General features: G+C 63.8%; 15 protein-coding genes. 8 read left to right on the forward strand and 7 right to left on the reverse strand.

Annotation, left to right across the window (positions count from 1 at the left end; genetic code table 11):
- Positions 1 to 8: 8 nt before the first annotated feature.
- From BM004_RS07925 to BM004_RS07945, 5 genes are read right to left on the reverse strand one after another with little or no spacing between them, the layout of a single operon-like run.
- Positions 9 to 3083: an FAD-binding and (Fe-S)-binding domain-containing protein gene (locus tag BM004_RS07925; RefSeq protein ID WP_093213031.1), complete on the reverse strand. Its 3075-nt coding sequence runs from the start codon at positions 3081 to 3083 to the stop codon at positions 9 to 11.
- Between the two features lie 8 nt (positions 3084 to 3091).
- The gene (locus BM004_RS07930) at positions 3092 to 4330 is read right to left on the reverse strand and encodes a pyridoxal-phosphate-dependent aminotransferase family protein (RefSeq protein WP_093212393.1); all 1239 of its coding nucleotides are present in this window, start codon (positions 4328 to 4330) and stop codon (positions 3092 to 3094) included.
- A gap of 60 nt (positions 4331 to 4390) precedes the next feature.
- Positions 4391 to 6052, reverse strand: a complete 1662-nt coding sequence (locus BM004_RS07935) for an L-lactate permease (RefSeq protein WP_093212395.1) — start codon at positions 6050 to 6052, stop codon at positions 4391 to 4393.
- A gap of 58 nt (positions 6053 to 6110) precedes the next feature.
- A complete protein-coding gene (locus BM004_RS07940; protein ID WP_093212397.1) occupies positions 6111 to 7217 on the reverse strand; it encodes an enolase C-terminal domain-like protein in 1107 nt (368 codons plus the stop codon).
- 42 nt (positions 7218 to 7259) lie between these two features.
- Complete coding sequence (locus BM004_RS07945) at positions 7260 to 8312, reverse strand: carbon-nitrogen hydrolase family protein (protein ID WP_093212399.1); 1053 nt, start codon at positions 8310 to 8312, stop codon at positions 7260 to 7262.
- A gap of 81 nt (positions 8313 to 8393) precedes the next feature.
- On the opposite strand from BM004_RS07945, the gene BM004_RS07950 reads away from it, so the two are divergent.
- Entirely contained in the window at positions 8394 to 9368 is a 975-nt protein-coding gene (locus tag BM004_RS07950) for a LysR family transcriptional regulator (protein WP_371287259.1), read from the forward strand.
- Positions 9369 to 9638: 270 nt separating this feature from the next.
- Here the strand turns inward: BM004_RS07950 and BM004_RS07955 are convergent, their stop codons facing one another.
- On the reverse strand, positions 9639 to 10676 hold the full coding sequence (locus BM004_RS07955; protein ID WP_093212401.1) for a LysR family transcriptional regulator: 1038 nt from the start codon (positions 10674 to 10676) through the stop codon (positions 9639 to 9641).
- A 140-nt stretch (positions 10677 to 10816) separates the two neighbouring features.
- On the opposite strand from BM004_RS07955, the gene gcl reads away from it, so the two are divergent.
- From gcl to BM004_RS07990, 7 genes are all read left to right on the forward strand, one after another.
- Entirely contained in the window at positions 10817 to 12607 is a 1791-nt protein-coding gene (gcl, locus tag BM004_RS07960) for a glyoxylate carboligase (protein ID WP_093212403.1), read from the forward strand.
- A gap of 87 nt (positions 12608 to 12694) precedes the next feature.
- Positions 12695 to 13474 (forward strand): hydroxypyruvate isomerase, encoded by a 780-nt coding sequence (gene hyi, locus BM004_RS07965; RefSeq protein ID WP_093212405.1) that lies wholly within the window; start codon positions 12695 to 12697, stop codon positions 13472 to 13474.
- A gap of 30 nt (positions 13475 to 13504) precedes the next feature.
- Positions 13505 to 14413: a 2-hydroxy-3-oxopropionate reductase gene (gene glxR / locus BM004_RS07970; protein ID WP_093212407.1), complete on the forward strand. Its 909-nt coding sequence runs from the start codon at positions 13505 to 13507 to the stop codon at positions 14411 to 14413.
- Positions 14410 to 15732: a glycerate kinase type-2 family protein gene (locus BM004_RS07975; RefSeq protein ID WP_093212408.1), complete on the forward strand. Its 1323-nt coding sequence runs from the start codon at positions 14410 to 14412 to the stop codon at positions 15730 to 15732. Before glxR ends, BM004_RS07975 begins: the two co-directional genes overlap by 4 nt.
- 24 nt (positions 15733 to 15756) lie before the next feature.
- Positions 15757 to 17178, forward strand: a complete 1422-nt coding sequence (gene pyk, locus BM004_RS07980) for a pyruvate kinase (RefSeq protein WP_093213035.1) — start codon at positions 15757 to 15759, stop codon at positions 17176 to 17178.
- Positions 17179 to 17208: 30 nt separating this feature from the next.
- Positions 17209 to 18516, forward strand: coding sequence for a phosphopyruvate hydratase (eno, locus tag BM004_RS07985; protein ID WP_093212409.1), 1308 nt, complete (start codon positions 17209 to 17211; stop codon positions 18514 to 18516).
- Between the two features lie 168 nt (positions 18517 to 18684).
- On the forward strand, positions 18685 to 19545 hold the full coding sequence (locus BM004_RS07990) for an SDR family NAD(P)-dependent oxidoreductase (RefSeq protein ID WP_093212410.1): 861 nt from the start codon (positions 18685 to 18687) through the stop codon (positions 19543 to 19545).
- Between the two features lie 659 nt (positions 19546 to 20204).
- Here the strand turns inward: BM004_RS07990 and BM004_RS07995 are convergent.
- On the reverse strand, positions 20205 to 21110 hold the full coding sequence (locus BM004_RS07995; protein WP_093212411.1) for a LysR substrate-binding domain-containing protein: 906 nt from the start codon (positions 21108 to 21110) through the stop codon (positions 20205 to 20207).
- Positions 21111 to 21180 lie beyond the last annotated feature (70 nt).

Below are 21180 nucleotides of genomic sequence, written 5' to 3' on the forward strand. Positions count from 1 at the left end.
GTATCGATTCACACGCGTGATGTAGTTGGAAAGTCACGAACGATCAAACCGTCCAGCAGCCTCGCGACATGAACGGCTTCGCGTTGCGCACCGTCCATGATCTGGTGGCGACAGCTCGTCCCGTCCGCAACCAGGATCGCATTGCCCGCTGACCGAATGGCCGGAAGCAAACTGGCCTCGGCCATCTGCATGGAGACCTCGTAATGGCTGGCTTCGTAGCCAAAGCTACCCGCCATGCCGCAGCAGGAGCTCTCGATCAACCTGGGATTCGCTCCGGGGATCAGCTTCAAGACCTCCATGATCGGACTCACGGCGTCGAAGGCTTTCTGGTGGCAGTGGCCATGAAGCAGGATCTCGCGTTCCGTGGTATTCAGATCCAAGGCAAAGCGACCCTGCTTGACTTCGCGCGCGACGAACTCCTCGAACAGCAACGCCCTGCTCCCTACGGTCTCAGCCTTCTTGCCCAAACCCATGGAAAGCGCCTCATCCCGCAATGTCAGCAGACAGGACGGCTCCAGGCCAACGATAGCGATGCCCGCGTCTGCGAACGGCACGAGCGCATCGATCAAGGCGCCCACGCGGATCTTGGCCTCCGCGACCATGCCCACAGAAAGGAAGGTTCGGCCACAGCAATGGTGGCCGCCTGACTTGGTCACGGTATGCAGGGCGTACCCGGCCGCATGCAGAACCCGCGCCGCTGCCAGCGCATTCTCACTCTCGAACGTTCCGTTAAACGTATCCACGAACAGTACGGCAGCCCTGCCGCCATCGGCCACCACCCGCAGCACCTCCTCGCGCGTGGAGAACAGCCTGCTGTCCATCACCCGCCAGAACGTATCCTTGCGCCATTTGGGAAGCGTACGCTTGGCAGAGAAGTCCAACAGCTTCTCGCTCAGCCACGCGCCTCCCGGCAAGATGTCTCGCAGATTCATGAGCCACGGCACGCTGCTGGCAACGTGTGCATAGTCGGGCAGCCTCCCAACAATCAGGTCCTTGAGGGTGTGGCCGTGACGCCCTTTGTAGTGCGCCAGGAACTCCACCTTCATTTTCGCCATATCGACGCCAGTGGGGCAATCGCGCTTACAGCCTTTGCAGCCGACGCACAGGTCCATCGTTTCGTACATCGCCTCGCTGGTGAAGGCGTCGGGGCCGAGTTGGCCCGAGACGGCCAGGCGCAGCGTGTTGGCTCGGCCGCGCGTCAGGTGCTGCTCGTCGCGCGTGACGCGATAGCTCGGGCACATGGTGCCGGCATCAAAATTGCGGCAGTGCCCGTTGTTGTTGCACATCTCGACGGCTTTTGCGAAGCCCCCTGTCGTGTCGCCACCGGTGCCCGGCGCCGTCGTCTCTTCGGTCACCGGATCCGCATTGACATTCCACTTCGACCAATCGAGCACGGTGTTGATGGCGATGCGCTTGTATGGCCGTGGCGCCGAAGGCGGCGGAAAGCGCATCAGGGAGACGTCGTCCATCTTTGGCGGATCGATGATCTTCGAAGGGTTGAAGAGCCCCTCTGGATCGATCTCATTCTTGATCTTGCGCAATGCCTCGTTGATGCGGGGACCGAACTGCCACTGGATCCACTCGCCGCGACAAATTCCGTCACCGTGCTCGCCGCTGAAAGCGCCCTTGTACTTGCGAACTAGAAGTGATGCCTCTTCGGCAATGGCCCGCATGCGCTGCGCCCCATCCTTGCGCATGTCGAGGATCGGGCGTACGTGCAAGGTGCCGACCGAGGCGTGGGCATACCAGGTGCCGCGCGTTCCGTACTTCGCAAAAACCTCCGTCAAACCGTCCGTGTAGTCAGCCAGGCTTTCCAGCGGCACCGCGCAGTCCTCGATGAAGGACACCGGCTTGCCGTCGCCCTTAAGGCTCATCATGATGTTGAGGCCGGCCTTGCGCACTTCCCACAGATTTTTCTGCGGCGCTTCATCTGGCATCTCGACCACGCTGCCGGGCAGTCCGAGGTCGCCCATCAGCTCGACAAGTTGCCGCAGCTTCGGCAGCAGCAAGTTCTTTTCCGCACCGGAGAACTCCACTAGCAAGATGGCCGCGGGCATCCCGATCAACGCCTTTTCGATCGTCGGGCGGAAGGCCGGATTGGCCAGGCTCAACTCGATCATCGTGCGGTCGACCAGCTCCACCGCCGTGGGGCCGAGCTTCACGATGTACTGCGCTGAATCCATGGCTGCTCGGAAGGTCGGGAAGTTGATGACCCCCAGGACCTTGTGACGCGGCAGTTCCGAGAGTTGCAGCTTCAGCGAGCGCGAGTAGGCGAGCGTCCCTTCCGACCCGATGAGCAGATGCGCAAGGTTGACGCTGCCGTCGCGCGTGTAGGGTCGCTCGCTCTGATTGCGGAAGATGTCGAGGTTGTAGCCAGCCACGCGTCGCATGACCTTGGGCCAGCGCGCATCGATCTCGTCGGCGTGCTCCAGGGCGAGCGCCTCGACGAAGTTGCCGATCTGCGCCGCACGGCCGGTGAGTCCGGAGACAGGGCCGAAATCCACCGACTCGCCATCCGAAAGCCACGCGGTGACGCCCATGACGTTGTGGACCATGTTCCCGTAGGCAATGGAGCGCGATCCGCAGGAGTTGTTGCCCGCCATGCCGCCGATGGTCGCCTGCGCGCTTGTCGACACATCGACTGGGAACCACAGCCCGTGTGGCTTCAGATGCGCGTTCAGATGGTCGAGCACGATGCCTGGCTGCACGGTCGCCGTGCGGCCAGACACGTCGGTCTCGAGCACTCTGCGCTGGTACTTCGTGTTGTCCAGGACTAGCGCAGCACCCACGGTCTGCCCGCACTGGCTCGTTCCGCCGCCGCGGGGAAGCACGGGCACGTGGAGTTCCCGCGCGATCTGCAGCGCCGTCGCCACATCGTCGTCCGTGGACGGCACGAACACTCCCACGGGAGTGATCTGGTAGATCGATGCGTCGGTGGAGTACCTGCCACGGGTCGCGCCATCAAAATAGACCTCGCCCTGGGTCTCTTTCTTCAGACGCCGCTGCAATGCTTCATGGACATCGTTGAGCGGCGGAAATATGCCCGTGGGCGGGCTGTCGTGGGGTTCTATGAACTTACGCATCGCAGTGGTCAACCCGCTGTGCTGATCTTGGCTGCTGGGTTGCCCGCGAAGTAGTCCATGGAGCCTTGAATCCCGCTCTTTGCAAGCTTGACACCGGCAAGCTTGAGCCCCATTTCCACACCCGACACCATGGCCAACAGGGTCAGGTCATTGCTGTCGCCCAGATGCCCCATGCGGAACATGCGGCCCTTGAGCTTGCCCAGCCCCGCGCCCAGCGAGAGATCGAAGCGCTCATAGATCAGGCGACGCACCGCATCGGCATCCACGCCCGTTGGCATGATGACGCCTGTGAGCACGGGCGAGTAGACGCTCGCATCAGCGCACTGAATCGGCAGGCCCCATGCATCGACTGCAGCGCGGACGCCGGCAGCCCAGCGCAAGTGCCGGGCAAACACACGGTCCAGCCCCTCCCCCAACAGCATGTCGATCGCCTCTGAGAGTGCATAGAGCAGATTGGTGTTGGGTGTATACGGCCAGTAGCCGTTCGCGTTCATTTCGATGATCTCGTCCCATGCAAAGAACGAGCGCGGCAGCTTCGCTGTCTTTGCCGCTTCGAGGGCCCGCGGGGACACTGCGTTGAAGCTAATCCCCGGCGGCAGCATGAGTCCCTTCTGGGATCCGCTGATCGTCACGTCCACGCCCCATTGATCGTGGCGATAGTCGACGCATGCAAGACCGGAGATGGTGTCGACCAACAGCAGCGCGGGATGTCCCGCGGCATCGATGGCCTTTCGCACAGCCGCGATGTCAGACGTCACGCCGGTGGAGGTCTCGTTGTGCACCACACACACGGCGCGGATCTTCTTTTCGACATCCTTGCGAAGACGGGCTTCGATCAGGTCGGCCTGAACCCCGCGGCGCCAGCTCGGCGCGTTCGGAATATGTTCGTCGGCGTCCTGGTAGGCCAGGAACTCAGGAACCAAGCCGAGCCGGATGGCCATCTTGTTCCACAGCGTGGCGAAGTGGCCGGTCTCGTACATCAGCACGTGATCCCCGGGGCTCAGAGTGTTGCTGAGCGCAGCTTCCCAGGCTCCTGTGCCGGTCGCCGGGAAAATGACCACGGGCTGCTCGGTCTTGAAGATCTTCTTGATCCCCTGGAGCACCTCCAGGCCAAGCGCGCCGAACTCGGGCCCGCGGTGATCGATCGTCGGCAAGCTCATGGCTCGCAACAGGCGGTCCGGCACCGGGCTCGGACCAGGAATTTGAAGAAAATGTCGGCCGGTAGGGTGAAAATCGAGGTTCAACATGGCTATCGCTCCTTGTTTGGTCAAACTGGGAAAGTGAATCGAGGACGTCGCAAAGGCAGGTCAATGCACGACCATGAGGGTGAACGGCCAGACGTAGGCCTGAAGCGTCACGTACAAGCCCACCAAGCAGGCCAGCGCGATCGAGTGGAAGAACACGTAGCGCAGGATGTCGCCTTCGTGGTTGAACCAGCGCGTGGCGGTGGAGGCGACCACGATCGACTGGGCGTCGATCATCTTGCCCATCACGCCACCAGAGCTGTTGGCCGCGCCCATCAGGTTGGGTGACAGGCCGAGCTGGTCGGCCGCGACCTTCTGCATACCGCCGAACAGCACGTTGGAGGCCGTGTCCGAGCCTGTGAGCGCCACCCCCATCCAGCCCATGAGCGTCCCGAAGAACGGATAGAGCACACCCGTGTTGGCGAAGGCTAGGCCCAGCGTGGTGTCGGTGCCCGAGTAGCGTGTGAGCGTACCCAGCGCCAGCATCAACACAATGGTCAGCAACGAGTACCTCACCAGCCACAGAGTCTTGAAGAAGGTCCGAACAATGGCGATCGGGTTGTACTTCATGACCAACGCACTGATGATCGCGGCGGCGAGGATGGCGGTACCGGTGGCCGAGAGCAGGCTCAATGTGTAGATGGCCGATTCGGGATGCGGCGTGGTCACGACCGGCGGCACCTTCATGATCATGTTGTGTAGGCCAGCCATCGGGAACTTCGGCGCGAAGATGCCGTTGAGCCACATCTTGACCGGCGGCAGGCCCCAGATGAACACAGACACTGACAGGATGGCCCATGGCGTCCACGCGGCGATCAGCGCCGCACGGCTGTGACGCACCACAGGTTGCGGCGGCTTGGCCTCCCGGGCGCTGAGGTCCTTGCCTCGCAGCGAGGGCGAGGTCCAAACGTTCTTGGGCTTCCAAACCTTCAGGAACCCGACCAGGCAGACCATGGAGACGATGGCGGCGATGATGTCCACCAGCTCGGGCCCGATGAAGTTGGACACCAGGAACTGCGGGATCGCGAAAGCCAGACCAGTCACCAGAATGGCTGGCCAGATTTCCATCATGCCCTTGCGCCCAGCGAAAGCCCAGACTAGCCAGAACGGAACCAGCAGTGAAAAGACCGGCAACTGGCGACCGATCATGGCCGAGACCTCATGCAGGTCGTAGCCGTGCACCTGGGCCAGCGTGATCACCGGCGTGCCCAGCGCGCCGAAGGCCACAGGCGCCGTGTTCGCAATCAGTGACAGTCCAGAGGCAGCCAGCGGTGAGAATCCCAGTCCAATCAGAATCGCGGCCGTCACCGCCACAGGGGTGCCGAAGCCGGCAGCACCCTCGAAGAACGCGCCGAAACAAAAGGCGATCAGCAGAAGCTGGATGCGCCGGTCCTCGGTGATGCCTGACAGCGAATCCTGGAGCACTTTGAAACTGCCGTTCTGCTCGGTCAGTTGGTGCAGGAAGATGATGTTCAGCACGATCCAGCCAATTGGCAGGAGGCCAGTGAAGCCGCCGAAGATCGCCGCGCGGCCGGCCATCTCAGCCGGCATCCCATAGGCGAACACCGCCACGAGAAGCGCGGCGAGGAGGCCCATGCCGGCGGCTATGTGCGCCTTGATGTGAAATATGCCGAGCGCGGCAAGCATGATGACCACCGGGATCGCCGCCAACGCGGTCGAGATGATCATGTTTCCGAAGGGATCGTAGATTTGTTGCCAGGTCATTATTTGTCTCCATCTATTTATTTCTTGATGCGTGGGCGTCATCTGTGGACGCGACCTTTTAGAACCGATACTTGTCTACGCACTCCTCTCGCCAATCCATGCCGTTGCCAGGTCGCTCGGGCGGCTGGACCACACCAGCCTCCACCCGCAGAGGGTCCTGCAGCAATGCGTCAACCATAGGGAAGTACTCGAGATAGTCCGCCGTGGGTGTCACGGCCAGCATGTGCACGCTGATCTCCTGAAAGAAGTGGTTCGAGACTGGCATCGAGGCCGCCGCGCAGATGGCCGCCGCGTCGATCCAGCCACTCACACCGCCGACTTTCATGAGGTCGGGCATCATGAAATCGGACGCTTGGTCGCGAATGCTGCGTGCCACTTGCCGCGCACCGAACAGGTTCTCTCCGAGTTGAAGGGGGGTTGCGATTTCCGAGGCGACATGCGCATGGCCGAGGTTGTCGTCGAAGGCAACCGGCTCCTCGATCCAGATCAGGTCCTCCTGCTCCAGCGCGCGACATCGACGGACTGCCTCGGGCACGCTCAACGCCTGGTTGTAGTCCACCATGAGGCGCGCCCGGTCGCCACCGGCCTTTCGAGCGGTCCGCACTGCAGCCAAATCCTCGGCCAGCGTGGGATAGCCAATCTTGATCTTGACGGCATGGAAGCCCGCGTCAACTGCCTTCCCGACGTCTGTCGCCGCTTGCTCGGAGCCGTCCATGCCGTAGCTGGCATACGCTTTCACGGTGGTGTCGGTTCGGCCGCCCAACACACGCACCAGCGGCTGGTCCAGGAAGCGTGCCCATGCGTCCCACACCGCCATGTCAAGGCCCGCAAGCACCATGTCGAGCAAGCCCGGCGTGCCGATCAGGCGGAAGCGAGCACGCAGCGCCGTCATGATCTCGCGCGGTGCCAGTTGCTGACCCAAAGTGAGCGCACCAACGTCTTCAGCCAGTCGGCGCGCCGCTGCCAGTGCCGTCGGCGTGTAGGTGAAGATATAGCCACGGCCTACTGCTCGATCGGATGTTGTGACATCGAAGAGAAGAATCGGCGCGACGGCCATGGTTCCACTGGCTGTTCGCAAAGGCGTCTGCAGAGGAACAGCGACGGCGCGCACCGTGATCGCGGTGATCGTGGGCAGGTCGCGAATGGGAATGTTCTGTTCGTTCATAGATCGACAGGTCGAAGGTGTGGGGCCACGCAACTACGAGCGTCAGGCGTCGATGTCCGAAGACTCGGCGAAGGGCAATCCACTCCAGCCGGGCTCGCCATATTCGGCGGTGGAAGCCTGTTCGTCGTGGAACCTGGCAGGCGCATGTGCATGACGATTGATCCGCACGCTGAAGACGTCGAACCGGTTGTAGTACCCCACAACATCCTGGAACTGCTTCGGCACCACGCATTTGGCGAGGTCGATCTCTGCGTATGCGATGCCCTCGCCATCCCGGATCACCTCGCTGATCGGCATGCCGCTGGGGCCAAGAATCATGGAGACGCTCTTCGAGGCTTCCTCCATGAGCTGCCGTGCGCGCAGGTTGTCGCGAGCGACCATGTCGATCGCCGCAGGCGGAAGAAAGCCAGAGGCGACGATGTTGAAAAGCTTGCCTTCGAAGGCATGGGCGCCGGCGCGCAGCTTGATCGAAGCTTCCAGGTCATAGGCCGCCTCGCCTGGCGGATGCGTAGGCCAACGGGGGGAGAACGACGAGATGTGGACGTTCTCTCCTTGAGCCAGCAGCGAATAGCGCGCAAGCGCGTTTGTGTTCTCGCCGCACACGAGCGCGCCGATCCGGCCGATGCGGGTGTCCACCACTCGCAGTCCGCTGCCGTCACCGGATGCCCACGCCATCTTTTCCCAGTAGGTGGGGACCAGCTTGCGGTGACGGTTGAGGATGCTGCCGTCATCGCCGATCAACACGTTCGTGTCGTACACGCAGGCGAGGCTCGCCGAGGTTACTTCGTTGATCCCGATCGATACGAAGACGCCGTGCTTCTTGGCCGTCTCGCGCAGGCGTGCGATCTCCGGGCCATTGACCTGGATCGCTGAGGCCGCGAACTTCTCGAAGAATTCGTGGGTGTCCACTGGCGCCCAGACGCCACACCAAATGGGGAACGACGAGATGAAGGATTCCGGAAACGCCACCAGCTGCGCGCCATTTGCGGCAGCCTCTGCGATCAGCGCGCAGGCCTTGTCCGTGGTAGCAGGAGTGTCGAAGTAGATGGGGGCCGCATGGCAGGCAGCCGCTTTGAACTTGGGATAGGTTCTCATGATTCGCTTGTCTCTTTCTGAGGTGGATGGGCGCCGCAGCCGCGATGTCCGAGGGCGGTCAGCGAAACAAATGTTAGAACGATGCAGCGAGACTTTGTTATAAGATTCACGTCAAATAATTTCCTGTGGGTTAACAAAGTGACCGACCGTCCCCTGCAAATGGAAATCCGGCATCTGCGATGCTTCGCGGCAGTTGCAACCCAACTGCACTTCACGAGGGCCGCCGAGAATCTGGGTATTTCCACACCGGCGATTTCCAAGCAGATTCAGGAGATCGAACAGACGTTGGGAACCCGCCTGTTCGAGCGCACGAAGCGATCAGTGAAGCTCACTTCGGCCGGCCACCTCTACCTCGCAGAGGTCAAGCAGACGCTCGTTCAGTTTGCTCGCGCGAATGAGACCGCTCGGCGTGCGGGGCGCGGCGAAGTCGGGAGGATCGAGATCGGCTATGTCGCGTCCGCAGCCTTCTCGGGAATCCTGCAGCGCAACCTCTCACACTTTCGCCGTGAAAGGCCTGAGGTGCAGATCAACTCTTGGGAAGTCTCCATGGAGCGACTTCCCAAGCTTCTGGAGGAAGGCGACTTGGATATCGCCTTTCTTCGGCCGCCAATGGCATACCCTTCCAGCATCGAGGAGTTGACGCTGCACCGAGAACGTTTCGTGCTAGCGGTGCCGGCCGATTCGCAGTGGGCTGCCGGAAAGACAATTTCCGCCTCGCAGCTTCGCGTCCATTCGTTCGTGGTTCCAGAGCAGGAGTCGGGAACGATGGAAGTCGCTCGCAGAGGGAAGTTCTCTCCGAAGGTTGCCGGCCGGCCCGGGAGCCTCGTCGCGGTGCTCGCATCCGTCGCCATGGGACAAGGCGTCGCCGTTGTGCCTTTGACGGCGAGCGAGCACATCGACGTTCCGGGCGTGCGCTATTGCGAGCTTGCAGGAGATCCCGTGCTGTCGTCAATCGCCATGGCCTACCGCCAACATGAGCGCGCTCCGGCCGTCAAGGCCTTCCTGGACCAAGTGCGCGAGCAAACGCTAGTGTCGGGGGCGGCGAAGCGTCGCTGACCCAACGCGGGACTTCGACTGTCGTCCCACGCCATGCGCACGGGTCCCGACCATTGACCCCGCCTTCCCACGTTTGCGGATTGGCATTCGACAGACCATCACATCGATAGTCGCGCGCGGACCTCGCGTGCCGCCAGCCCGAGGCTGCACCGCGGTTGGGCGGGATCTGACCGCGCTTGCGTGTAGCCACGAAACAGTCGAGACAGGTCGGGTGCGCGTTCTCGGCAGGTCGTGCACGATCCGAAACAGATCGCTTCCCTCGATCTTGACTCAGCGGAGTCGTCCACGCACTCGCTTCCCATCAAGCTCGCCTGGATCAGGAACACCGGCGGGAGTGACTTCACGAACTCCGAGGACATGGTTCCCTGGAAGGGGCGCTTCGTCGCCAGCAAGCAGGTCGCCGACGTCCTTATGCCACCAGTTCTCCGTGAAGCGGCCCTTGAGCCACCCCACGAGTTCCTGCACCTTCGCAGGAACCATGCGCGGAGAGGGATACACCGCGTGAACCTCCTGCGCCGGAAGCGTCCAGGCGCTCAGAATGGGCACGATCTCGCCGCTGCGCAGCCCGTCGCTCGCCACATAGTGCGGCAGCACGGCTACACCAAACCCGTCTCTCGCCGCGGACAGCAGAACAGTCAGATTGTTCGAACGGAGGCGGCCGTTGACAGGCACGGCCGTCGAGTTCTTGCCGGACCCGGTGAAGTGCCAGATGGCATCGCCCTGCGCGGTGCTGTACACCAAAGCGTGGTGGGCAGGAAGGTCGTCTGGCTTCGCGGGCACACCATGCCTTTGCAAGTAGGCCGGAGAGGCCACGGCGACCCAGGGGCTGACGCCAAGATAAGTTGCACCCAGCGTCGAGTCCGCGAGCCGTCCCATGCGAATGGCGACGTCGACGCCTTGTTCGACCAAATTCACATAGCGATCTTCGAAGCTTAGGTCGATTAGCAATCGAGGATGCGTTCGCAAGAACTCCAGCACCATCGGTGCCAGCACTCTTCGCCCGAATGCGATTGATGCACTAATACGCAAAACACCTTGAACCTGGGATTGCATAAGCGTAGCGACCGACCGCGCTTCCTCATCGTGATGAACGATGAGCTTGCACTTCTCATAGTAGAGATTGCCCACCTCCGTGGGAGTCACGCCATGTGTCGAGCGGTGCAATAGCCGAGCCCCAAGTTCCCCTTCCATTCTGGCCACCTGCTTGGTCGCAGAAGGCTGGCCGATGCCCAGCTCAGCGGCCGCTCGGCTAAACGAGCCAAGGTCCACGACACGCGTGAACAGGCGAAGCGATTGAATGCGATCCATGGTGCATTAAAGAGGCATTGAGTGCTAAGTAGGTATTCCACCCCGGAATAAGCAATATGCAGAGCACCTGCCTTCCAAGACTAGAGCGAAGTGGGGACTATCGAGTCGATTCTCGAACACTTAATTAGAAGGAGATGGATATGGCAAAGATGAGAGCGGCTTTGGCCGCCGTTTTGGTTCTCGAAAAAGAAGGCGTCACGCAGGCGTTCGGCGTGCCCGGCGCCGCAATCAACCCGTTCTATGCGGCACTGCGCGAGCGCCAGTCGATCGCCCATGTGCTCGCGCGCCACGTCGAAGGCGCGTCGCATATGGCCGAGGGCTACACGCGCGCCAAGGCCGGCAACATCGGCGTGTGCATCGGCACGAGCGGTCCGGCGGGCACGGACATGATCACCGGCCTGTACTCGGCCGGTGCCGACAGCATCCCCATCCTGTGCATCACCGGCCAGGCGCCGCGCGCACGTCTCTACAAGGAAGACTTTCAGGCAGTGGACATCGAATCCATCGCCAAGCCCGTGACCAAGTGGGCCGTGACGGTGCGCGAACCCGCGTTGGTACCTCGCGCCTTCCAGCAGGCCTTTCATCTGATGCGGTCGGGCCGCCCCGGCCCGGTCTTGATCGACCTGCCGTTCGATGTGCAGATGGCCGAGATCGAGTTCGACATCGATACCTACGAGCCGCTGCCTGCGTACAAGCCGGCGGCCACGCGTAAGCAGGTCGAGAAGGCACTCGACATGCTGGCAGAGTCGTCCAAGCCCCTGATCGTGGCCGGCGGCGGGATCATCAATGCCGATGCCGCGCCGCTGCTGGTCGAGTTGGCCGAGTTGACCGGCGTGCCGGTGATCCCGACACTAATGGGCTGGGGCACGATCCCCGACGATCACCCGCTGATGGCCGGCATGTGCGGCCTGCAGACCAGCCACCGCTATGGCAATGCCACGCTGCTCGCCAGCGACTTCGTGCTGGGCATCGGCAACCGCTGGGCGAACCGTCACACCGGCTCCGTGGAGACCTACACGAAGGGCCGCAAGTTCGTGCACGTCGACATCGAGCCGACCCAGATCGGACGCGTCTTCAACCCCGACCTGGGCATCGTGTCCGACGCCAAGGCAGCGCTGGAGCTGTTCGTCGAAGTCGCCCGCGAGCGCAAGGCTGCCGGGCAGCTCAAGGAGTATGGCGAGTGGGCCAGCCGCTGCGCCGAGCGCAAGAAACTGATGCAGCGCAAGAGCTCGTTTGACAATGTGCCGATCAAGCCGCAGCGCGTGTACGAGGAAATGAACCGGGCCTTTGGCCGCGACGCTATCTATGTCTCGACCATCGGCTTGTCGCAGATCGCCGGTGCGCAGTTCCTGCATGTCTACGAGCCGCGCCACTGGATCAACTGCGGCCAGGCCGGCCCGCTCGGCTGGACCGTCCCGGCAGCCCTGGGCGTGGCAGCCGCCGATCCGAGCAAGACGGTTGTGGGCCTGTCGGGCGACTACGACTTCCAGTTCATGATCGAGGAGTTGGCTGTGGGCGCGCAGTTCAACCTGCCCTACGTGCAGGTCGTGGTCAACAACAGCTATCTCGGTCTGATCCGCCAAGCGCAGCGCGGCTTCGAGATGGACTACTGCGTGCAGTTGGCGTTCGAGAACCAGAACGTCACCGATCCGGCGCTGCAGGGTTATGGCGTCGACCATGTACAGGTCGTCCTTGGGCTGGGCTGCAGGGCGATCCGGGTGACGGACCCCGCCAAGCTGCAGGACGCGCTGCGCGGCGCGCAGGCGCAGGCGCGCCAGTACCGGGTACCGGTCGTTGTGGAAGTGATCCTGGAGCGGATCACCAACATCGCCATGGGCACCGAGATCGACAACGTCATCGAGTTCGAGGAGATCGACTGCCGTCACCCCGAAGGCGTCAAGGGTCTCGCGGAAGCCGGCCTGCTCAAGTGAGCCTGCTATTCGACGGCAGTTCCACCGCGGCCGTAGCGGCCGTGGCGGAACCTCGCCTCTGATTCATACAAACAAGGAGTCCCTACCATGCCTCGTTTCGCGGCGAACCTCACCATGCTCTTCACGGAGGTTCCTTTCCTCGATCGCTTTTTCTTCGCAGCCAAGGCTGGCTTCGACGCTGTCGAGTTCCTTTTTCCGTATGCCTGGCCAGCCCAGGAGATCCGCAACCGGCTCGATGCCAACGGCCTTGAGCTGGTCTTGCACAACCTGCCCGCGGGCGACTGGGAGGCCGGCGAGCGCGGCATCGCCTGCTTGCCCGACCGGGTCAACGAGTTCCGAACTGGCGTCGCACGCGCCATCGAATATGCAGGCGTTCTCGGCGTGAAGCAGATCAACTGCCTTGCAGGCAAGGCCCCCGCCGGGGTGCCGGAAGATGTGCTGCGCCAGACCTTTGTCGAGAACCTGCGCTTTGCCGCGCGGGAGCTCAAGAAGGCCGACCTGAACTTGTTGATCGAGCCGGTCAACACGTTCGACATTCCGGGCTTCTACCTGCACCACACGGCGCAAGCGGCCAGCATCCTGGCCGAAGTAGACGAGGACAACGCGTTCCTGCAATACGACATCTACCACGCCCAGCGCATGGAGGGCGAGCTGGCTGCCACGCTGCAGAAGTACTTTCCGCTCATCCGCCACGTGCAGCTCGCCGACAACCCCGGGCGCAACGAGCCCGGCACCGGCGAGATCAACTACCCCTTCCTCTTCGCCCTGCTGGACCGCCTGGGTTACACCGGCTGCATCGGCTGCGAATACAAGCCGGCGACCACGACCGAAGGCGGTCTGGATTGGCGCCAGCAACTCGCGCAGTAAGCGACCTCAATCAACACCAAGGAGATATTCATGACTTCCACTTCCACCAAGCTCAAGATCGGCTTTGTCGGCCTCGGCATCATGGGCGCGCCCATGGCAGGCCATCTCATCAAGGCGGGCCATCAGCTGTTCGTCTACACACTGGGAAAGATGCCCCAGGAGATCGGCGACTCCGGCGCGACGCAATGCCTGAACGGGCGCGGCGTCGCTGAGCGCGCCGACATCATCTTCACGATGGTGCCGGACACGCCCGACGTCGAGGCGGCCCTGTTCTCGGAGAACGGTATCGCCGCCGGCCTGACCAAAGGCAAGACGGTGGTCGACATGAGCTCGATCTCGCCGATCGCGACCAAGACCTTCGCCGAGAAGATCAAAACGCTGGGCTGCGACTACCTCGATGCCCCGGTCTCCGGCGGCGAGGTCGGCGCCAAGAACGCGACGCTGTCCATCATGGTCGGCGGCGACGAGGCCGTGTTCGGGCGCATCAAGCCCCTGTTCGACCTCATGGGCAAGAACATCACGCTCGTGGGCGGCAACGGCGACGGTCAGACCGCCAAGGTGGCGAACCAGATCATCGTCGCGCTGAACATCGAGGCGGTGGGCGAGGCGCTGCTGTTCGCCGCGCGCGCAGGTGCCGACCCGGCGCGCGTGCGCCAGGCGCTGATGGGCGGTTTCGCCTCCAGCAAGATCCTCGAAGTGCACGGCGAGCGCATGATCAACCGCACTTTCGACCCGGGCTTCCGCATCGAGCTGCACCAGAAGGACTTGAACCTGGCGCTGGCGAGCGCCCGTGCGCTTGGCGTCTCGCTGCCCAACACGGCCATGGCGCAGGAGCTCTTCAATTCCTGCGCCGCGCACGGCGGCAAGGCCTGGGACCACTCGGCCATGGTGCGTGCGCTGGAGAAGCTCGCGAACTTCGAGATCGGCCAAAAAGCATGACGCCACATGCGCCCGCAGCCTTGCTGCGCCGCATGTTCGATGCGGCGGTCGCCTCCGCCCAGCCGGCGCTGTGCGTACCACCGCATCTGCCTAAACCCGAGGAGTTACCCCGGGGCGGCCGTTTGGTCGTGATCGGCGCCGGCAAGGCCTCGGCCGCGATGGCCCAAGCGGTCGAAGCCCATTGGAGCGGGCCCCTCTCCGGTCTAGTGGTCACGCGCTACGGCTACGGCGCGCCTTGCTCCCGCATCGAGATCGTCGAGGCGGCCCATCCGGTGCCCGACGCCGCTGGGCTGCGCGCCGCGCAGCGCATGCTCGAGCTGGTGGAGGGCCTGCGGCCCGAGGACATCGTGCTGTGCCTGATCTCGGGCGGCGGGTCGGCGCTGTTGCCCCTGCCCATCGACGGTCTGACGCTCGAAGACAAGCAAGCCGTGAACCGCGCGCTGCTGGTCAGCGGCGCGACCATCAGCGAGATGAATTGCGTGCGCCGACACCTGTCTGCGATCAAGGGCGGCAGGCTGGCCGCAGCCTGCCATCCAGCACGTGTCATCGCCCTGCTGCTTTCGGACGTCCCAGGCGACCGTCCGATGGACATCGCCTCGGGACCGACAGCGGCCGATCCCACCACCTGTGCGGATGCGCTCGCCATCGTGCGGCGCTACGGCATCGCCCTGCCCACCGCTGCGCAGGCCGCCCTGGAAAGCGGTCGCGCCGAATCGGTCAAGCCGGGCGACCCGCGCCTGACGCGCAGCGAGATCCGAATGGTGGCCACGCCGCAGCTGGCGCTGGAAGCCGCCGCCTCGGTGGGCCGGGAGGCCGGTCTTAAAGTCTTCATACTCGGCGACGCCCTGGAAGGTGAAGCGCGCGACGTGGGCAAGGTGCTCGCAGGGATCGCGCTGCACACGGCCGAGCGCGCGCAGCCCTTCAGCCCGCCCTGCGTGCTGCTGTCCGGCGGCGAGACGACTGTCACTTTGCGCGGCAAGGGCCGGGGTGGACGCAATGTGGAGTGCCTGCTGTCGCTAGCCATCGCGCTTGACGGCCATCCCCGCATCCACGCCCTGATGGGCGACACCGACGGCGTCGACGGCTCCGAAGACATCGCCGGCGCACAGGTCGGACCTCAAACGCTGCAGCGCGCATGGGATCTGGGCCTCAAGCCGGTCGACGCCCTGGCCGACAACGACGGGCACGGCTTCTTCCAGGCGCTGGACGCCTCGGTGCTCACCGGGCCCACGCACACCAACGTGAACGACTTCCGCGCGATCTTCATCGGTGCCGGGACGAGTTCACAGCACTCAGCCGGCGCCGATGCGACGCGCTGACCACCAAGAGAGCTCCTAATGCCGATACACCGCAACCGCCGCGCCAAGATCGTCGCTACGCTGGGCCCCGCCAGCAGCGACCGCGAGACCATCCGCAACCTGTTCCACGCCGGCGTGGACGTCTTTCGGCTCAACTTCAGTCACGGGCTCGCCGCGGACCACGCGGCGCGCATGGTGATCCTCAGGGAACTCGAGACAGAGACGGGGCGCCCCATCGGCGTGCTGGCCGACCTGCAGGGACCCAAGCTGCGGGTCGGTACGTTCACCGACGGGCCGGTCCAATTGGCGGAGGGTCAGTCCTTCCGCCTGGACCTCGATCCCCAACCCGGTACCGCCGAGCGCGTCAACCTGCCCCACCCCGAGATCTTCGCGGCGCTCGTGCCTGGTGCCGAGTTGCTGCTGGACGATGGGCGCATGCGTCTGAAGGTGGAACAGTGCGATCGGGAAAGCGCGGTCACTCGCGTGATCGTGGGCGGCCGCCTGTCCGAGCGCAAGGGCGTCAACGTTCCCGGCGTGGTGCTGCCGATCTCGGCGCTGACGCCCAAGGACCTGCGGGACCTGCAGACCGCACTCGATCTTGGCGCGGACTGGATCGCGTTGTCCTTCGTCCAGCGGCCCGAAGACGTCACCGAGGCACGGGCACTGATCGGCGACCGGGCGCGCATCATGGTCAAGCTCGAGAAGCCGTCTGCCATCGACTGCCTGGACGAGATCATCGCGCAGACCGACGCCGTGATGGTGGCCCGAGGTGACCTCGGCGTGGAACTGCCGGCCGAGCAGGTCCCCGCCATCCAGAAGCGCGTGGTGCGGGCATGCCGCGCCGCCGGCAAACCGGTGATCGTGGCCACACAGATGCTGGAGTCCATGATCGAAAGCCCGGTCCCCACGCGGGCGGAAGCCTCGGACGTCGCCACCGCGATCTACGACGGGGCGGACGCGGTCATGCTGTCGGCGGAATCGGCCGCCGGTAAGTACCCCGTCCCCGCGGTCGCCATGATGAACCGCATCATCGAGGGCACGGAAGCCGATCCGCTGTACCGGCAACTGATCGATGCCTCGCACACGCCCGCCGTGCCTGGGAAGTCGGACACCGCGCAGGCAGTGTGCTGCGCGATGCGGCACGCCGCTTCGCTGCTCAAGGCCGCCGCCATCGTCTGCTTCACCAGCTCCGGTCCGACCAGCCTGCGCGCGGCACGCGAGCGCCCCGAGGCGCCGGTGCTCAGCCTCACGCCCAGCGTGGCGGCAGCACGCCAGCTGACCCTGGTCTGGGGCGTGCACTCGGTGCACATCGCGGATGTGGCAGATGTTGCGCAGTCGACCAGCACCGCCTGCGCGGTTGCCCAGCAGGAGCAGTTCGCCAGTCCCGGCCAGACGCTCGTCATCATCGCCGGCATGCCTTTCGGCAAGGCCGGTACCACCAACCTGTTGCGCATCGCCACCGTTTGACGCTGGGTGCGCAAGCGACAAGGCTTTTAAATGGCTGAGACCATCATCGAAGACATTCGCGCGCTGGAAGTCCTGGACTCCCGCGGCAATCCCACCGTCGCCGCGGAGGTGCAACTGAGCGGCGGCGCTATTGGCTACGCGGCCGTGCCCTCCGGTGCATCGACCGGCTCACGGGAAGCGGTCGAGCTGCGCGACGGGGACCCTTCGCGATACGGCGGCAAGGGCGTCCGACAGGCCGTGGCCAACGTCAACGGCCAAATCGGCATGGCGCTGCGCGGCACGGACGCGGCCGATCAGGCCGGGCTCGATCGCCAGCTGATCGCACTGGACTGCACCTCGAACAAGGCCCGCCTCGGCGCCAACGCGCTGCTGGCCGTGTCCCTGGCCGCCGCACGCGCGGCTTCGGTCGCCCGGGGGCTGCCGCTCTACAATTGCTTCGGATCGGATCTTGCGCCGGTGCTTCCGGTGCCGATGATGAACATCCTGAACGGCGGCGCGCACGCCGACAACAACGTCGACGTGCAGGAGTTCATGGTGCTGCCCGTGGGCGCCCCGAGCTTCAGTGAGGCGCTACGCTGGGGAACCGAGATCTTCCATGCGCTCAAAGGCTTGCTGAAGGCGCGCGGGCTCAGCACGGCCGTCGGCGACGAGGGCGGCTTCGCACCGGACCTCCCATCGAACGCGGCAGCCCTGGACTTGGTGATGAATGCCGTGCAGGCGGCGGGGTTCCGCCCTGGCCAGGACGTCTGGCTCGGACTCGACGTCGCCAGTTCGGAATTCTTCTCCAACGGGCGCTACACGCTGGCATCCGAGAACAGGGCCCTGGACCGCGCACAGTTCGCCGAATGGCTGGTCAGCCTGGTGGATCAGTTTCCGATCCTGTCGATCGAGGACGGCATGGCAGAAGACGACTGGGACGGTTGGCGTCTGCTGACGGACAGGCTCGGTGATCGCGTGCAACTGGTGGGCGACGATGTCTTCGTCACCAACGTCGAGATCCTTGGCCAGGGCATCCAGGCCAAGGTGGCCAACTCCATTCTCATCAAGCCCAACCAGATCGGCACACTCACCGAAACCCTGGCGGCCATCGACCTCGCCGTCAAGAGCGGCTACACCGCAGTCGTTTCCCACCGCTCCGGCGAAACGGAAGACACCACCATCGCCGACATCGCAGTCGGCACGGCGGCCACGCAGATCAAGACCGGCTCGCTGAGCCGGTCCGACCGCACGGCCAAGTACAACCGCCTGCTCAAGATCGAGAGCGAGCTCGGCGCGCACGCGAAGTACGCAGGCGCATCGGCGTTCGCGGCACGCCTGCTGTCGGGGAGCAACCGCTAGGCGCAGGTCTCGAAAAAAATCCCACCATGGCCTCGACGGGTGCCGGCAAATTCGGCTTCGATCCTGCCCGTTGGCGTGCGATGTGCTCCACGACGGCGGTGCAGGCCAGACAAGACCTGGCTCGGCAGATTCTATTCAGCTTTACGCTCTTAGAAGAAGGAACAATCCATGTCAGCCAGACGCCTTGAAGGCAAGATTGCATTCATTACTGGAGCAGCACGCGGGATCGGACGTGCCACCGCCATCGCTTTCGCCCGCGAGGGCGCAGCCGTAGTGGGCATTGATATCGCGGGATCGGTCAGCACGACGCTGAAAATAGAGCCCGCCACGCGCGATGAGTTGGATGAAACAGGGCGACTCGTAGCGGCAGCAGGCGGCAGTTGGGTGGCGCGGCAGCTCGACCAGCGTGACCTGCCCGCCTTGCGGGAAGCCGCAGCGTGGGCAGCGGAAACGTTCGGCAAAATCGACATCCTCTTCGCCAATGCGGGCATCCAGGCGTTCAAGCCGATCCTGGAAATGGACGATGCGGACTGGCAAGACCAAATCGACGTCAACCTCACCGGCACCTGCAATGCGATCCGCGCCATCGCTCCCTATCTCATCAAGAATAGGAGTGGGCGCATCATCGTGACGTCTTCGACGCAAGGACGGCACGGCACAAAGTATGGTGCTGCCTACTCGGCCTCCAAATGGGGGATCATCGGCTTGATGAAGTCGGCCGCGCTGGAGCTGGGGCAGTATGGCGTCACGGTCAACGCCGTCATTCCCGGGTTGATCGATACGCCTCTCACGCGGCACAGGCAGCGATACGCTCAGGCCCTCGACGATTTGACCAATGCCGAACCGCTGCACAAGCTCGAAGCTGAAGTGAGACAGAAGCTCAGTGACAAGTCTCCGCTGGGCGTTCCCTGGCTCCCGCCAGAAGCGATTGCTCCCGTGGTTGTTTTTCTCGCCAGTGACGACGCGTATATGGTTTCGGGCGCGACCTATGACGTGACCGGGGGCGACAGCGCCAACAATTCCGCATGAAGTAAACACCCCGGAAAAACCGGGGTTGGTAGCTAGGCGCTGCGCCGCGGTCGGGCGATCTGCGTCTCGACAGGCCCCCCTCGCCGCTCCGATCCCAATAGGCCGGCTTGCCCAAATCGGCCCCGGAAGAAATCGAGGAAAGCCGTAACCTTCGGCGACACGACCTTCTTGGCGGATAGATGCCCCAGATGGCCCATTCGGCGCCCGCCGCGACGAATCAGTCCCACTCCGGCAACAACTGCATCAGGGTGCCGTCTCGCAACTCTTCCCAAACCTGCCAGATCGACAGCAAGGCGATGCCATGCCTGCGACGGCCGCGCCGTGGAGCGCGTCCGAGTCATTGGCCCGCAGGTGTCCGGCGACTGCCACGCCTCGGGCGCGCTCTCGAGCAATGCGTGCGGGCGGCAGTACCAGGTTCCGGAGGGCTGCAGCGCGAAGGCGAGGCAGGCATGCGAGACCAGGTCTGCCGGCGGCAAGGACATGGACTGCAATGCAAGAAGTAGCTCGGGCCGGCCACGAGCACGCGGCGCTGCGGTGCCAACCTCCGTCGCGATCAAGCCGGCAATCCGAGAGCGCCCAGATCCGCACAGCCACATCGGTACCGGTCTCAATGAGGTCCGCCTACAGGTCGGTGAGCGTCACGTCCAGCTTGGCCCTATCTAGAAATCGGTGCCCGCCGCAGGCACGGGCCTAGGCACGGTGAGCCGCATCTGTTCGATGAGGTGTTGCACTGTCGGCGACTTCTCGTGTCGGCGAAACACGGCGGCCACCTCGGACGCGATGCGCAGGCCGGCGATTTCCAGGAAGATGACGTTCGGAAAGCCGGCGAACTGCATGAGCACGCTCGGCACAATGGCAATGCCCACGCCTAGCGATACATGCGTGAGCACAGCGAGCAGCCCACCCGGCGCGGAGCTCACTTGTGGGTTGAACCGGCCCCGGCGCGCGACCTCCAGGAGGCCCCAGTCCTGCTCGGGCACCACGAAGGTCTCGTGCGCCATCGCCTTCGCGGGCAAGGGATTCATTGCCCGAGCCAGCGGATGATCGGCGGGTAAGGCCACACAGAAGCGGTCACGCACCAGCACGTGGCTGGCCAGCGATGGCGATAATACGACGGGCATCCGCACGAAAGCCATGTCGATGCGCCCATCTTCCAACAACGCCGGCAAATCGTCCATGGGCAGTTCCTTCACTTTCACCATGACGTCTGGCCGCGCAGCTCGATAGGCGCGCACCTGATCCTGCAGCAATGCCGAGAATACGGCCGAGCCGACGTAGCCGATTTCGATGCGGCCGATTTCGCCGCGCCCGGCCCGCCGGCCGACGTTGAGCGTACGGTCCGCCTGCGCCAGCAGGGCGCGGCTTTCGACAAGGAAGGCTTCGCCCGCCGACGTCAGTGCAACGGAGCGATTCGTTCGGCTGAACAGGCGCGCTTGCAAGTTCTCCTCCAGTTCCTTGATTTGCACCGTCAAGGTCGGCGGCGATATGCCCAGTGCCTCGGCCGCGCGCGAAAAGTGCAACTGTTCGGCAACAGCGACGAAATAGCGGATGTGCCTCAGTTCCATGTGCGGTCCTTCGTTTCAATATTTGAGTATTAGTCTTTGCCTAATAATATGCTCGCTCCTCTCCATTGAC

It is taken from the genome of Variovorax sp. OK212, assembly GCF_900112425.1.
Lineage (GTDB): Bacteria > Pseudomonadota > Gammaproteobacteria > Burkholderiales > Burkholderiaceae_C > Variovorax.